Below are 14,494 nucleotides of genomic sequence, written 5' to 3' on the forward strand. Positions count from 1 at the left end.
GCCGGACACCGCGGCGACGGACGAGCCGGACACGGCCCCGACGGACGAGCCGGACACGGCCGCGACGGACGAGCCGTCCGTCGTGGCGGACCAACCGACCGGCGGCCCGGACCCGGCGCCGGCCGAGCCGGTCGGGACGACGCCGGACGACAACGGGGCGGTGGTGCCGGCCGGGCCGGCGGTGCCGGACCGGCGGGACCACTGGGACCGCCGGGTCGCGGGCGGGCTGGCCTTCCTGCGGCGACGGCTCTCCGGCGACTACGAGGTCGACGAGTTCGGTTTCGACCCCGACCTCACCGACGCCGTGTTCCACCCGCTGGTCCGGCTGCTCTACCGGGACTGGTTCCGCACCGAGGTCGGCGGCCTGGAGAACGTGCCGGCCGACGGGCCCGCCCTGGTGGTCGGCAACCACTCCGGCACGGTGGCGCTGGACGCGCTGATCCTCTCCGCCGCCCTGCACGACCAGCACCCGGCGCGCCGCTACCTGCGGCTGCTCGGCGCCGACCTGGTCTTCCGGATGCCGGTGGTCTCCGAGATCGCGCGCAAGACCGGGGGCACGGTCGCCTGCAGCCCGGACGCCGAGCGGCTGCTCGGCAACGGCGAGCTGGTCGGCGTCTTCCCGGAGGGCTTCAAGGGCGTCGGCAAGCTCTACTCCGACCGCTACAAGCTCCAGCGGTTCGGCCGGGGCGGCTTCGTCTCGGCGGCGCTGCGTACCGGCACCCCGATCGTGCCGGTGGCGATCGTCGGTGGCGAGGAGATCTATCCGATGCTCGCCGACATCAAGCCCCTCGCCCGGCTGCTCAAACTGCCCTACTTTCCGGTCACGCCGACGTTCCCGTGGCTCGGGCCGCTGGGCATGGTGCCGCTGCCGAGCAAGTGGCTGATCGAGTTCTGCCCGCCGATTCCCACCGCGCACCTGACCGACTCGGCCGACGACCCGCTGGTCGTCTTCAACCTCGCCGACCAGGTGCGGGAGACCATCCAGCAGACCCTGCACCGGCTCCTCGAACGACGCCCCGACCCGTTCGGTCCCTGAGGGGACGCGCCGCCGTCAGGGGGTCCGGCGGCGGCGGTGCACCGCGAGGCCGGCGGAGACCGCCCCGGCGACCAGCCCGGCGGCGGCCGTGGACGGTACGGCGATCTTGACCGCGCGACGGCCGGTGCGGAAGTCCCGGACGTCCCAGCCACGCTCGCGGGCCTGCCGGAGCAGGGCGGGGTCCGGGTTGACCGCCACCGGGTGCCCCACTGTGGAGAGCATCGGCAGGTCGTTGGCGGAGTCGCTGTACGCCGCGCAGCGGGCCAGGTCCAGCCCCTCGACCGCGGCGAGCTGGGTCACCGCCTCGGCCTTGGCCGGCCCGTGCATGAGGTCGCCGACCAGCCGCCCGGTGTACGCCCCGTCGACCACCTCGGCCACCGTCCCGATCGCGCCGGTCAGGTCGAGCCGGGCGGCGATCACCCGGCCGATCTCCACCGGGGCGGCGCTGACCAGCCAGACCCGCTGGCCGCCGTCCAGGTGGCGTTGGGCCAGCTTGCGGGTGCCTGCCCAGATCCGCGGGGCCATCAGCTCGTCGAAGATCTCGTCGGCGAGCCGCTCGACGTCGGCCACCCGCCAACCCTGGATGAAGGCGAGCGCGGCCTCCTTGGCCTGCGACATGTCCCCGGCGTGCTCGGTGGCGAGCAGCCGGAACTTCGCCTGCTGCCAGGCGAACCGAGCCAGGTCACCGGTGGTGAAGTACTTGCGGGCGGCCAGCCCGCGGGCGAACCAGTAGATCGAGGCGCCCTGCATCATCGTGTTGTCGACGTCGAAGAAGGCCGCCGCGGTGGGGTCGGGCGTGGGGGTGGCCGGCGGCGCCTGCTCGGTCTCCGACCAGCCGGCGGTGTGGCCGTGGACGTCGGTGCTGACCGTGACCTTTCGGGTGCGGGCCACGCGACCTCCTCCGCTTGACGACCGCGACACGTGCTCCACGGCGAGAGTAGCCGGACACCGGTGACGGCCGGTCGTATGTGCGGAGAACTGTGGCGTGGACGGCTGCCGCGCCGGCCGGGTCAGCGTCCGCCGGGGCAGGTGCCCGGGGCGGGACCCAGCGCGTCGCTGGCGGTGGGCGTCGGCAGCCCGCAGGCGATCGCCGCGCGAAGCGCCTCGGAGCGCTTGCGTACGGCGTCGAGCAGGGCGAGGGAGCGCCCGGTGCGGTCCCGTTCGACGTGGTCGGTCCGGTCGAGCAGCCCGCTGACCGCCCGGCGCTGGCCGGTGACGAAGACGTTGACCGCGTCCAGGCCGGCCGGGTCGGACCGCTGCGTCGCGACGGTGGTGAGCAGCCGTACGCCCTGACGGGTGTCCGCGTCCATGTCGTCGAGAACGGCGCTGAACCCGATCCGGTCGTCGCGTACCGTGGCGGCCTCGTCGAGCCGGGTCCGGGCGAAGTCGAGGAAGAGCTGGCCGCGGCTGATGTCCGAGCTGGCCAGGGCGAGCTGGGCGCGCTCGGTGGAGCGCTTCATGCCGTAGAGCGCGTCGCCGGGCAGCGCGTTCTCGCTGGCGGCGGAGATGCCGGAGAGGGCGACGGCCCCCGCGGCGATGCCGACCAGGATCGCGCCCCGGGCGCGGGCCCGCCGGGCGGTGACCGCCGGCAGGAGCGAGCCGCGGGTCCCGGTGCCGGCCGCCGCGGCGGTCTGGGTGTTCGCCGCCGCCGGGGCGCCGATGCCTTCCCGCTCGGCGGTGGCCACCAGCATCGCCCGGAGCCCGGTGCGGAACTCCGTGCCGACCTCGACGTCGGGTCGGCCGGCGGTGAGCCGCTGGCCGACCGCGACGAGCGTGGCGAGTTCGTCGTCGACCCGGGAGCGCATGTGGTGACGTCGGCCGCCGTTGGCCTCGTCGAGGAGCTGTGCGAAGCGCTCGGCGCGCCGACGGGAGAAGAGGTCGCTGTCCACCGCAGGCACCTCCTCTCGCTGGTCACGGCCGGTGCGGCCGTATTCGTCAGCAGCGACCGGTGGCAGCGTGACGCCGACGGGCGACCAGGTTGGTCGACCGTGCCCGCCGGACCGGGTGGCCCGGGGGACGCCGGGACAACCACTGGTCGCACCCGGAGAAACGGTTCGCGCCGGGTGGCGGTTACGGGGCCGGCGGAGGCGAAATCACGAAGAGTGATCGTCGTCACGGAGGGGTGGCGCCGCGTGCCCGCCTGCGGTAGGGGGCGGGCCAGCGCGAACCACGTCTCTCAGGGCTGGAAGCCGTCCGGCAGCAGTCGGGCCAGAGCCCGCACCGCCCGGTACTGCAGCGCCTTGATCGCACCCTCGTTCTTGCCCATCGCGCGGGCGGTCTCGGCCACGGAGAAGCCCTGCAGGAAGCGGAGCACGATGCACTCCTGCTGCTCCGGGTTGAGCTGCTTGACCGCGGTGAGCAGGGCGACGTTGGTGATGTGCTCGACGACCGCGGCCTCCGGGCTGCCCTCCGGCCCGCGGTCCTCCCGGTCGGCGTCGAGCACGTCGCCGGTGGTGACCTCGAGGCGGTAGCGGCCGGACTTGAAGTGGTCGGCGACCAGGTTGCGGGCGATGGTGACCAGCCAGGCGCCGAGGTCCCGGCCCTGCCAGGTGAAGCTTCCGATCCGCTTGAGCGCCCGGAGGAAGGTGTCGGAGGTCAGGTCCTCGGCCAGCTGCCGGTTGCCGACCCGGAAGTAGACGAACCGGAAGACGGTGTCGACGTACCGGTCATAGATCAGGCCGAAGGCCTCGGCCTCGCCGGCCTGGGCCCGCTCGACCAGGGTCCAGACCTCGGTGGCCGGGTCCGACGGGTCGGGGCGGCTCGGGAAGCCGGTGGCGGGGGCCGGCGCGGCGGGTACCGCGGGCAGCACGGCCGTGTCCGCGGCCGGCACCGCCGGCAGGACGGCCGTCTCGGTGGTCGACGGGTCGGCGGGCGGCGGCATCTCCGCGTTCCGGCGGCCCTGCGCGGGCATGGTCGGGCGGGACGGCGCGCCGACCCGGCTCGCGTTGCCAGCCGGCAGTGCCGGTCGGGGCGGGGCCTCGTTGTGGTGCGGGCGGTTGCGGACCCGACGCGCGCCATCGCCGCGGACGGCGAGGCCCCATGAGCCCTCCGCCGCGCCGCGCGGCGTCTGCTCCAGCCGCTCGTTGACCGGCGTCCTCGGTGTCGGACCGGTCAGGCCGGCCGGCCGCTCTGCGTAACCGAAGGTGGTCACCGGGCCTCCCCGATCCGCGCGGTGCGCGGCCGCACCGGTTGCCGCGGCGTCGCGGCGGGACCGGGTACGCCCCGGTCGGGCAGGGCCGGTCCGGGACGTGCCGACGGGCGGCAGATCCCCTTGAGGTGCTGGTCCAATGCGCTCACAGGCACGGGGGCCTCCTCGGGCTGAGGGGTGTCGACTCACGGCAAATGGGGTGAGCCGACCCGAGTGATGATAGGGCCAACGTCACCCGCGCGTGGCAAGTCCGTTACACAGGGCGGAAGTATTTCCCTCCCTGTCGCACGAATGGCGGACCGGTTGTCCGTCGTGTGCGGTTGACTTTGCCGGCGGAGACTGGTCCGGAGTGGAAAGTCCTGGTCGGAGCGATTCCGGCCCGCCCTTCGGCGTGTCGCGCTGTCGCTTCCGGTGCGGGCGCCGGCGGTCCTGGGGGGAGGAGTCCGGTGTCCCCTCGCCGGTCCCGTCCGGGGGACCGGACGGGCCGCCCCGACGTACGGACGCGTGGGCATGGCCGGCCGGCCCGCCGCTGTGCCAGACTCAGCCACCGTGCAGGACGCAGCCGACAGCTCCGCGCCGAACCTCGCCGACCGGCTCCGCCGGGCGGCGCTCGCCCACGGGGACCGCCCCGCGTTGCACTGGCGGGACCACACCCTCACCTGGTCCGAACTGGACGCCGCGGTGACCGCCACGGCGCGGGCACTCGCCGCCTCGGCGCCGGCGGGCCCGCCCGGCGACCGGCACCCGCCCCGGGTGGCCGTGTCGTTCGGCAACACACCGGACTTCGTGGTCAGTTACCTGGCGGTGCTGCGCGCCGGTCTGGTCGCGGTGCCGGTCAACCCCGGCCTCACCGCCCGGGAGCTGCGGCACGTGCTCGCCGACTCCGGCGCCGCCGTGCTGATCTGCGCCGCGGAGGTGCGCGACCGGGTCGCCGGCCTCGTCGCCGAGCTGCCCGCGCTGACCGCCGTGCACACCGCCCCGCCGGTGACCGAAGGTGACGCCCCGGAGGCGTTCCCGACCCGGGGCGGCGAGGAGCTGGCGGTGCTGCTCTACACCTCGGGCACCGAGGGCTGGCCCAAGGGCGCGATGCTGTCGCACCGGGCGCTGGCCGCCAACCACGAGCAGGTCGGCCGGATCACCCCGCCGGTGGTCGGGCCCGACGACACCGTGCTGCTCGCGCTGCCGCTCTTCCACGCGTACGGGTTGAACTCGGGGCTGGGGGCGGCCGTCCACCACGGCGCGACCGGGGTGCTCGTCGACGACCTCGGCCCGACCGGGGCGCTCGCCGAGCTGGCCCGGCACCGGGTCAGCGTGCTGGTCGGCGTACCGTCGATGTTCCTGGCCTGGGCCGATGCGGACCGCGACACCGTGGTGGCGGCGATGGCGTCGGTCCGGGTGGCGGTCTGCGGCGCGGCGCCGCTGCCGAGGGCGACCGCGGCGCGGTTCGCCGAGGTCGCCGGGCGCCCGCAGCACGTCGGGTACGGCCTGACCGAGACCGCCCCGGTGCTCACCTCCACCCTGGTCGCCGGGGAGCCGAAGCCCGGCTCGATCGGCCGTCCGCTGCCCGGCGTCGAGGTGCGCCTGGTCGGGCCCGACGGGGTCGACCTGTGGCGGGACGGCGTCGCCGCGCCCGAGGACGACCCGGACGAGCCGGACCTCACCGACGACGGGCCGGGCACCGACCCGGGCGAGATCGTGGTCCGGGGCGCGAACCTGTTCACCGGCTACTGGCCGGAGGGCCGGGGCGGCCCGGACGGCGACGGCTGGTGGGCCACCGGCGACGTCGCGTACGCCGACTCCGACGGCGACCTCTTCCTGGTCGACCGGCTCGGCGAGCTGATCCTGGTGAACGGCTTCAACGTCTACCCGCACGAGGTGGAGCTGGTGCTGGACGCGCATCCCCAGGTGGCCGAGTCGGCGGTCCTGGGGGTGCCGCACCCGCGGACCGGGGAGACTGTCCGGGCGTACGTGGTGCGGGCGCCCGGCTCCACGGTGACGGAGGCGGACCTGCTCGCCCACTGCGCCCGTAACCTGGCCCGGTTCAAGTGCCCGACCGCTGTCGAGTTCGTCGACACGCTGCCGTGCTCGGCGATCGGCAAGGTACGCAAGACGCAGCTCCGCCCGTCGGCGCCTCCGGTGCCGTCCCCGGCGCCGCCGACCGAGATCCGCACGGAGGTACCCGATGTCCACTGACGCCCGGCTCACCCTGATCACCCGGCCCGGCTGCCATCTCTGCGAGGACGCGAAGGTGGCGCTCGACCGGGTGGTGGCGGTCACCGGCGACCGGTGGATCGAGAAGGACGTCACCGGCGACATCGAGCTGGAACGCGAGTACGGCGACCGGCTGCCGGTGGTGCTCCTCGACGGCAAGGAGCACGGCTACTGGCGGGTCGAGGAGGAGCGGCTGCTGCGGGACCTGACCACCCCACAGCTCTGATCCCCCGCGGCGGGCTCGATTATGGTGCTGCGATGACCCCTGTGCGGCGCCACCTGGTGTGGGACTGGAACGGCACCCTCCTCGACGACCTGGACCTGGTGGTCCGGGCGACCAACGTCGCCTTCGCGAGCGCGGGTGGGCCGGCGGTCAGCGCCGACGAGCACCGGGTGCGGTTCCGCCGACCGGTCGCCGCCTACTACGCCGAGATGCTGGGCCGGGCGATCGACGACGAGGCCTTCGGCCGGCTCGACCGGATCTTCCACGACGCGTACCGGGCGGAGCTGACCAGCTGCGCGCTGGCCGCCGACGCGACGGCCGCGATCGCGGCCTGGCCGGGCAGCCAGTCGCTGCTGTCCATGTGGTTCCACGACGAGCTGGTGCCGACCGTGCACACCTACGGCCTGACCCCGCACTTCACCCGGGTGGACGGGCTGCGGTCGACGGTCGGCGGCGGCTTCAAGGCGGAGTGGCTGGAGAAGCACCTGGCCGAGCTGGGCCTGTCCGGCGGTGGGGTGGTGCTGATCGGCGACTCCCTCGACGACGCCGACGCGGCCACGAGCGTCGGGGCCGCCTGCGTCCTCTACACCGGCGGCCTCTCCGACCCCACCCGCCTCCGCGCCTCCGCCCACCCCACCGCCGACACCCTCACCGAGGCCGTAAACCTCGCCCGCACCCTCGCCTGACCGGCCCCGACCCCAAGGGTCAGGCGCGGAGGTGGGTGAGGACGGCGAGGACGCGGCGATGGTGGTGGGTGGCGTCCGGGGGGAGGTTGAGTTTGGTGAAGATGTTGCGGACGTGCTTCTCGACCGCGCCGTCGCTGACCACCAGGGTCCTCGCGATGGCGGTGTTGGAGCGGCCCTCGGCCATCAGCGCGAGGACCTCGCGTTCGCGGGGGGTCAGCTCCCGCAGCGGGTCGTCGCGGCGGCGCCGGACCAGCAGCTGACCGACCACCTCCGGGTCGAGCACCGTGCCACCGGCGGCCACCCGGGCCAGCGCGTCCAGGAACTCGTCGATCGCGGCTACCCGGTCCTTGAGCAGGTAGCCGATCCCGCCGCCGCCGGCCCCGCCGGTGGTCGCCAGCAGGTCGTCGGCGTACGACACCTCGACGTACTGGGAGAGCACCAGCACCGGCGTACGCGGCACCAGCCGGCGTGCCTCCACCGCGGCCCGGAGCCCCTCGTCGGTGTGCGAGGGCGGCATCCGGACGTCCACCACCGAGACGTCCGGCCGGTGCGTCACCACCGCCTCGACCAGCGCGTCGCCGTCACCGACGGCGGCCACCACCTCGTGTCCCGATTCGGTCAGCAGCCGGACCAGCCCCTCCCGGAGCAGCACGGCGTCGTCCGCGATCACCACCCGCATGGTTCCGGTGTCTACCACGCCGCCGCCACCGGGACGCCCGCCCCGGCTCCCGACCGGCCCGGCGGGGCCGGTGAGGTCGGCCGGTTCACCGGGGCAGCTCGGCGCGGATCTCGGTCGGCCCGCCGGCCGGGCTGACCACGTCGAGCGTGCCGCCGGTGGCCCGGACCCGGTCGGCGATGCCGACCAGCCCGTGCCCCTTGGCCAGGTGGGCGCCGCCCACCCCGTCGTCCCGTACGGCGACCTCCAGCCGGCCGACCCGGCGGGTGACCTCGACCTGGCACGAGGTGGCCTGGCTGTGCTTGGCGACGTTGGTCAGCGCCTCCGCCACCACGAAGTACGCGGTGTTCTCCACCGCCGGGTCGAGCCGCCCGGTGGGCGTGCCCAGCTCGGGGTCGATCACCAGCTCGACCGGGACCAGGGCGCGGGCGGCGAGGGCGGCCAGGGCGCTGGGCAGGCCGCGGTCGACCAGGATCGGCGGGGCGATGCCCCGGGACAGGGCGCGCAGCTCGCCGAGGGTCTCCCGGGTCTGGGTGACCGCCTCGTCCAGGGTCCGGCGGGCCGCCTCCGGGTCCGCGGCGAGCTGCTGGCGGGCCCGGCTCAGGTCCATGGCGAGCCGGACCAGGCGCTGCTGCGGGCCGTCGTGGATGTCGCGTTCCAGCCGGCGCAGGGCAGACGCCTCGGCCGAGGCGGCGGCGCGCTTCTGCTCCTCGAGGGTGGTGATCCGGTTGCGCATCTCGGCCATCCCGGTCAGCAGGGAGCGGGCCAGGCCGGCCTGGAGCAGGGCACAGGCCCGGGCCAGCAGCGGCAGGGTGAACAGGCAGAACACGCCGAGCGCGGTGTTCAGGGCGATCCGCGCGCCGGCCCCGTCGCCCATCCCGAGGAGCTGGCTGAGGTCCTGGTCGTCCGGGCCGCGCGGGATGGCCCAGTCGTACGCGCCGTAGAGCGTGCCGGCGACGGCGACCGCCCACCAGACGAGCAGCAGCACGAAGGTCGGCAGCGCCACCAGCAGCTTCAACAGGCCGTGCGCCAGGTCGAGCCAGGACTGCGCGTCGCGCATCGGGACGAAGACCCGCCGCCAGAGCTTCGCGCCCGGCTCGGGGACCAGGTACTCGGGGCGGACCCGGGGTTGGCGCAGCACGGCGGGGAGCCGCAGCCGCTCGATGTCGGCCAGCCCGCGGGCCACGTAGAGGGTGCCGGCGAGGACCGGCAGGCCGACGGTGGTCACCAGCAGGCCGGCGCTGAGTGAGATCCCCGCCACCACGACCACCAGGCCGGCGAGGGCCAGGGGCAGGCCGAGCAGCACGTAGCCGGAGTCGCGCAGGAGCTGACGGGTGACCCCGCGGACGGGTGTCGGAGCCGGCGTGGCGGCCAGGGAAATGGCGGTCATGCCATGAGGCTATGGGCGACGGCCGGCCGGACCCATCCCGTGCGCCGGCCTCTCCGGGGTGGGGTTCTCCCTACCGGGGCCGGTCGGCCGGACCGGCGACGCGAGTGAAACTCGACCCAGATCAGCGGTGACACAGCGCGACGGAGGGCGTGCGATTGGTCAGAGAAGTCGGGATTGAGCAATAATCGTCGAGCGGCGCCGATGGAGCGCGTCAGATCGATCTTGTGGAATGGAGGGGCAGGTGGAGGCGCGTCGCGAGCCAGCAAGATCGCGATTTGTGCACGTCTTCACAAGCGCCTACTCTGTAGTTCCGACGCGCCCTGCTAGCACAGCCGGCAACATCGGTCGCCAGCGGGAGTCCCGAAACGACCGGACGACGACGCTGGTCGAGGATCGCACCGCACGGAGTCTCATGAGTCAGCACCGTCACCCTGGCGCGCCCGGCCGCGCCGGTGCCATACCGGCGCTCCCGGACCTGCCCGAGGCGACCGTCGCGCGGCTCCCGGAATACCTCCGCGCGCTGCACAACCTCGCCGACAGCGGACACGAGACGGTCTCCAGCGAGGGCCTGGCGAACGCCGCCGGCGTCAACTCGGCCAAGCTCCGCAAGGACCTCTCCCACCTCGGCTCGTACGGCACCCGGGGCGTCGGCTACGACGTGGCCCTGCTGATCGACCAGATCGAGTCCGTGCTCGGGCTCAACGAGTGCCGCTCGGTCGCCCTGGTCGGCGTGGGTAATCTCGGTCACGCCCTCGCGGGGTACGACGGCTTCGCCAGCCGCGGCTTCCGGATCGCCGCGCTCTTCGACGCGGACCCGTCCCGGGTCGGCGAGCAGATAAACGGGCTGGTCGTCCGGCATGTCGACGAGCTGCCCCGGGTCGCCGTCGAGGCGTCGATCTCGATCGGCGTGATCGCCACCCCCGCGCCGGCCGCCCAGGCGGTGGCCGACCAGCTCGTCGCCGTCGGCGTGACGAGCATCCTCAACTTCGCTCCGTGCGTACTCTCGGTTCCGGAGGGGGTCGACGTCCGCAAGGTCGACCTCGCGATCGAGCTGCAGATCCTGTCCTTCCACGAGCACCGCAAGGCGTCGCTGACCGCGCTCCCCGCCACCGGCGGGTCCGCCCTCACCGCCCTGCCCGGCGGGCTCGCGGCCACCGACACCCAGGAGGCGATCGGCACGTGAAACTGCTCGCCGTCGGCGCGTCCTACCGCACCGCTCCGGTCGCCACGCTGGAGCAGCTGGCGGTCGCCCCCGCCGATCTCACCCGCACCCTGGACCGCCTGCTCGCCCAGCCGTACGTCGCCGAGGCGGTGCTCGTCTCCACCTGCAACCGGGTGGAGGTCTACGCGGCCGTCTCCGGCTTCCACGGCGGACTCGGCGACATCTGCGCCGTCCTGGCCGAGCAGGCCGGCGCCCCGCCCGCGGCGCTCGCCAACCACCTCTACGTGCACTACGACGCCGCCGCCGTCGACCACGTCTTCCGGGTCGCCGCCGGGCTGGACTCGATGGTGGTCGGCGAGGCGCAGATCCTCGGCCAGCTCCGGGACGCGTACCACTGGGCCAGCGGCACCGACTCCGCCGGCCGCCTGCTGCACGAGCTGATGCAGCAGGCGCTGCGGGTCGGCAAGCGCGCGCACGCCGAGACCAACATCGACCGGGCCGGTCAGAGCGTGGTCACCGCCGCCCTGGACCTGGCCGCCGGCTTCCTCGACGGCGACCTCTCCGGCCGGCCCGCCATGGTGGTCGGGGCCGGCGCGATGGGCTCGCTGGGCGTGGCGACGCTCTCCCGGCTGGGCGCCGGGCCGCTCACCGTGACCAACCGCGGCGCCGACCGGGCCGTCCGGCTCGCCGAGTCGTACGGCGCGAACGCCGTGCCGATGGCCCAACTGGTCGACGCGCTCTCCGCAGTGGACATCGTAGTGGCCGCCACCGCGGCCACCGAACCGGTCCTCACCCTCGACGTGGTGACCCGGGCGCTGGCTCGCCGGGACACCGACCGGGGTCCGCTGGTCCTGCTCGACCTGGCCGTGCCGCGCGACGTCGCGCAGGGCGTCGCGGAGCTGACCGGGGTCGAGGTGATCGACATCGACCGGATGGCCGCGATCCTCGCCGACGGGCCGGCCGCCGCCGACGCCGCCGAGGTGACCCGGATCGTCGCCGGCGAGGTCGAGGCGTTCCTGTCCTGGCTGCGCGGCGCCGACGTGGCGCCCACCGTGGCCGCCCTGCGCGGCCACGCCGACGACGTGGTCACCGCCGAGCTGCGCCGGCTCGCCCAGCGCCGCCCCGACTTCACCGACGACCAGCGCGCCGAGGTCGCCCGGACGGTGCACCGGGTGGTGCAGCGGCTGCTGCACCAGCCCACCGTGCGGGTCCGCCAGCTCGCCGCCGAGCCGGGCGGCGACCAGTACGCCGCCCTGCTGCGCGAGCTGTTCGACCTGGAGGTGCCGCAGACCTCCCCGGTCGACACCGTCCCCGACGTGGTCGAGACCGACGCGGCCGGACGGCCGTCGTTCGAGGTCGCGGACGTGCCGGTGACCGACTCCGACGTCCCGTCCACCGGAGGTGCCCGATGACCGCCCCCCTGCGCCTCGGCACGCGGGGCAGCGCCCTGGCGATGGCCCAGTCCGGCCAGGTCGCCGAGGCCCTCACCGCGGCGACCGGCCGCGAGGTCGAGCTGGTCGAGGTGGTGACCGCCGGCGACCGCTCCACGGCCCCGGTGCACCGGCTCGGCGTCGGCGTCTTCGTCTCCGCCCTGCGGGACGCGCTGACCGCTCGCACCATCGACTTCGCCGTCCATTCGTACAAGGACCTGCCGACGGCGGGGGCCCCCGGGCTGCACATCGCGGCGGTGCCGCCCCGGCAGGACCCGCGCGACGCGCTGGTCGCCAAGGGCGGCCGTACGCTCGCCGAGCTGCCGCCCGGCGCGGTGGTCGGCACCGGTGCGCTGCGCCGCATCGCCCAGCTGCACGCGCTCGGCATGCAGTTGGAGGTCACCCCGATCCGGGGCAACGTTGACACCCGCCTCGGTCGGGTGCTCGGCCCGGACGCCGACCTCGACGCCGTCGTCCTGGCCCGCGCCGGGTTGGCCCGGCTCGGCCGGACCGACGTGATCACCGAGACGCTCGACCCGATGCTGATGCTGCCCGCGCCCGCCCAGGGCGCGCTGGCCGTGGAGTGCCGGATCGACGACCCGGACCTGGTCGAGCTGCTCGCGGTGCTCGACCACGCACCGTCCCGCGCCGCGGTTACCGCGGAGCGGGCGCTGCTGGCCACCCTGGAGGCCGGGTGCACCGCGCCCGTCGCCGCCTACGGCGAACTCGCCGAGGGTGAGGCCGGCGAGGAGATCTACCTGCGCGGGGCGGTGATCAGCCCGGACGGTACCCGTGACCTCCGGCTGTCCCGCACCGGAACGCCCGCCGACGCGGCGGAGATCGGCAAGGCACTCGCCGCCGAACTCCTCGAACTCGGCGCCGACTCGATCCTCGGCCAAGAAGGACACGCCGGCCCGGGGACCCAGCAATTTGGGAGCACAGAATGACCCGCACCCGTAAGCCCGTAGGCCGCATCGCGTTCGTCGGGGCCGGCCCCGGCGACCCGGGCCTGCTGACCCGCCGGGCGCACGACGCCCTGGTCGACGCCGACCAGGTGGTGTACGACCGGGGAGTCCCCGAGTCGCTGCTCGACGCCGTCCGCGCCCAGGCCAAGTCCGACGCCCAGTTCAGCCCCGCCGAGGGCGTACCGGGGGACGTGGCGAAGGTGCTGATCTCCGCGGCCCGCTCCGGGCAGAACGCGGTGCACCTGGTCGCCGGTGACCCGTTCGGCCACGACTCGGTGGTCAAGGAGGTGCAGGCGGTCGCGCGTACCGCCGCGCACTTCGAGGTGGTCCCGGGCATCGGCCAGGCCGAGGGCGTGGCCACCTACGCGGGTGTGCCGCTGCCGGGGGTGCGGACCGCTGCCGACGTCGAGGACGTCAGCACGCTGGACTTCGACGCGCTGGCCGCCGCCGCCGGTCGGGGCTCGCTGGCCCTGGCCGTGGACGCGGGCGACCTGGCCGCGGTCCGCGACGGCCTGCTCGCCGCCGGGGTGGACGGCACGACCGGCGTCGGCGTGACCGGCGACGGCACCGGCGAGACGCAGTACACCACCACGTCGACCGTGGACTCGTTCGTCGCGGCGGCGCTCGGCTTCACCGGCCGGGTGGTGCTCACCATCGGCGCGGGCGTCGGCCAGCGGGACAAGCTGAGCTGGTGGGAGAACCGGCCGCTGTACGGCTGGAAGGTGCTCGTTCCCCGGACCAAGGAGCAGGCCGGCGTGATGAGCGCCCGGCTGCGCGCGTACGGGGCGATCCCGTGCGAGGTGCCGACCATCGCGGTCGAGCCGCCGCGCACCCCCGCCCAGATGGAGCGGGCGGTCAAGGGCCTGGTCGACGGCCGGTACGCCTGGGTGATCTTCACCTCGGTGAACGCGGTCCGGGCGGTCTGGGAGAAGTTCGCCGAGCACGGCCTGGACGCCCGGCACTTCGGCGGCGTCAAGATCGCCTGCATCGGCGAGGCGACCGCCGACGCGGTCCGCGCCTTCGGCATCCAGCCGGAGCTGGTCCCGTCCGGGGAGCAGTCCTCCGAGGGGCTGCTGGCCGAGTTCTCGCCGCACGACGAGATCCTCGACCCGGTGGGCCGGGTGCTGCTGCCGCGCGCCGACATCGCCACCGAGACCCTCGCCGCCGGGCTGACCGAGCGCGGCTGGGAGGTCGACGACGTGACCGCGTACCGGACCGTCCGGGCCGCCCCGCCGGCCGCCGAGATCCGCGACGCGATCAAGTCGGGCGGGTTCGACGCGGTGCTCTTCACCTCGTCCTCCACGGTCCGGAACCTGGTCGGCATCGCTGGGAAGCCGCACGCGCGTACCGTTGTTGCCGTCATCGGGCCCAAGACGGCGGAGACCGCGACGGAGTTCGGCCTGCGGGTCGACGTCCAGCCTCAGCACGCCTCGGTGCCCGACCTGGTGGAGGCGCTCGCCGCCTACGCCGTCGAGCTGCGCGAGAAGCTCGCCGCCATGCCGGCGAAGCAGCGCCGCGGCTCGAAGGTGCAGGGGCCGACCGCCCTGAGGTTCCGCTGATCGCTAGG

13 protein-coding genes are annotated in these 14,494 nt (G+C 74.7%); 8 read left to right on the forward strand and 5 right to left on the reverse strand.

Going from position 1 to position 14,494, the window contains the following annotated elements; all coding sequences use genetic code 11:
* The first annotated feature begins 163 nt into the window (after window positions 1-163).
* The gene (locus GA0070613_RS11870) at window positions 164-1,036 is read left to right on the forward strand and encodes a lysophospholipid acyltransferase family protein (protein ID WP_089015905.1); all 873 of its coding nucleotides are present in this window, start codon (window positions 164-166) and stop codon (window positions 1,034-1,036) included.
* A gap of 15 nt (window positions 1,037-1,051) precedes the next feature.
* On the opposite strand, the gene GA0070613_RS11875 is transcribed toward GA0070613_RS11870, so the two are convergent.
* The 3 genes from GA0070613_RS11875 to GA0070613_RS11885 form a co-directional block, all read right to left on the reverse strand.
* Window positions 1,052-1,927, reverse strand: coding sequence for an HAD family hydrolase (locus tag GA0070613_RS11875; protein ID WP_089012347.1), 876 nt, complete (start codon window positions 1,925-1,927; stop codon window positions 1,052-1,054).
* Window positions 1,928-2,046: 119 nt separating this feature from the next.
* A complete protein-coding gene (locus GA0070613_RS11880; RefSeq protein ID WP_089012348.1) occupies window positions 2,047-2,925 on the reverse strand; it encodes a DUF5667 domain-containing protein in 879 nt (292 codons plus the stop codon).
* A gap of 287 nt (window positions 2,926-3,212) precedes the next feature.
* The gene (locus tag GA0070613_RS11885; protein WP_089012349.1) at window positions 3,213-4,187 is read right to left on the reverse strand and encodes an ECF subfamily RNA polymerase sigma factor, BldN family; all 975 of its coding nucleotides are present in this window, start codon (window positions 4,185-4,187) and stop codon (window positions 3,213-3,215) included.
* Between the two features lie 507 nt (window positions 4,188-4,694).
* Between GA0070613_RS11885 and GA0070613_RS11890 the strand changes: the two genes are divergently transcribed.
* The 3 genes from GA0070613_RS11890 to GA0070613_RS11900 are packed head-to-tail and all read left to right on the forward strand — an operon-like array spanning window position 4,695 to window position 7,304.
* Window positions 4,695-6,377, forward strand: coding sequence for an AMP-binding protein (locus GA0070613_RS11890; RefSeq protein WP_089012350.1), 1,683 nt, complete (start codon window positions 4,695-4,697; stop codon window positions 6,375-6,377).
* Complete coding sequence (locus GA0070613_RS11895) at window positions 6,367-6,621, forward strand: glutaredoxin family protein (protein WP_089012351.1); 255 nt, start codon at window positions 6,367-6,369, stop codon at window positions 6,619-6,621. Before GA0070613_RS11890 ends, GA0070613_RS11895 begins: the two co-directional genes overlap by 11 nt.
* Before the next feature lie 32 nt (window positions 6,622-6,653).
* Entirely contained in the window at window positions 6,654-7,304 is a 651-nt protein-coding gene (locus tag GA0070613_RS11900) for an HAD family hydrolase (RefSeq protein ID WP_172875799.1), read from the forward strand.
* 19 nt (window positions 7,305-7,323) lie between these two features.
* On the opposite strand, the gene GA0070613_RS11905 is transcribed toward GA0070613_RS11900, so the two are convergent.
* The gene (locus GA0070613_RS11905) at window positions 7,324-7,983 is read right to left on the reverse strand and encodes a LuxR C-terminal-related transcriptional regulator (RefSeq protein ID WP_089012353.1); all 660 of its coding nucleotides are present in this window, start codon (window positions 7,981-7,983) and stop codon (window positions 7,324-7,326) included.
* Window positions 7,984-8,068: 85 nt separating this feature from the next.
* Window positions 8,069-9,370, reverse strand: coding sequence for a sensor histidine kinase (locus GA0070613_RS11910; RefSeq protein ID WP_089012354.1), 1,302 nt, complete (start codon window positions 9,368-9,370; stop codon window positions 8,069-8,071).
* Window positions 9,371-9,782: 412 nt separating this feature from the next.
* Between GA0070613_RS11910 and GA0070613_RS11915 the strand changes: the two genes are divergently transcribed.
* From GA0070613_RS11915 to GA0070613_RS11930, 4 genes are read left to right on the forward strand one after another with little or no spacing between them, the layout of a single operon-like run.
* Window positions 9,783-10,553, forward strand: coding sequence for a redox-sensing transcriptional repressor Rex (locus tag GA0070613_RS11915; protein WP_089012355.1), 771 nt, complete (start codon window positions 9,783-9,785; stop codon window positions 10,551-10,553).
* The gene (locus tag GA0070613_RS11920) at window positions 10,550-11,944 is read left to right on the forward strand and encodes a glutamyl-tRNA reductase (protein WP_089012356.1); all 1,395 of its coding nucleotides are present in this window, start codon (window positions 10,550-10,552) and stop codon (window positions 11,942-11,944) included. Before GA0070613_RS11915 ends, GA0070613_RS11920 begins: the two co-directional genes overlap by 4 nt.
* Window positions 11,941-12,909, forward strand: a complete 969-nt coding sequence (gene hemC / locus GA0070613_RS11925) for a hydroxymethylbilane synthase (RefSeq protein WP_089012357.1) — start codon at window positions 11,941-11,943, stop codon at window positions 12,907-12,909. The genes GA0070613_RS11920 and hemC overlap by 4 nt, the downstream gene beginning before the upstream one ends.
* The gene (locus GA0070613_RS11930; RefSeq protein ID WP_089012358.1) at window positions 12,906-14,486 is read left to right on the forward strand and encodes a bifunctional uroporphyrinogen-III C-methyltransferase/uroporphyrinogen-III synthase; all 1,581 of its coding nucleotides are present in this window, start codon (window positions 12,906-12,908) and stop codon (window positions 14,484-14,486) included. Before hemC ends, GA0070613_RS11930 begins: the two co-directional genes overlap by 4 nt.
* The last annotated feature ends 8 nt before the right edge of the window (window positions 14,487-14,494 follow it).

It is taken from the genome of Micromonospora inositola, assembly GCF_900090285.1.
Taxonomy (GTDB): Bacteria; Actinomycetota; Actinomycetes; order Mycobacteriales; family Micromonosporaceae; genus Micromonospora; species Micromonospora inositola.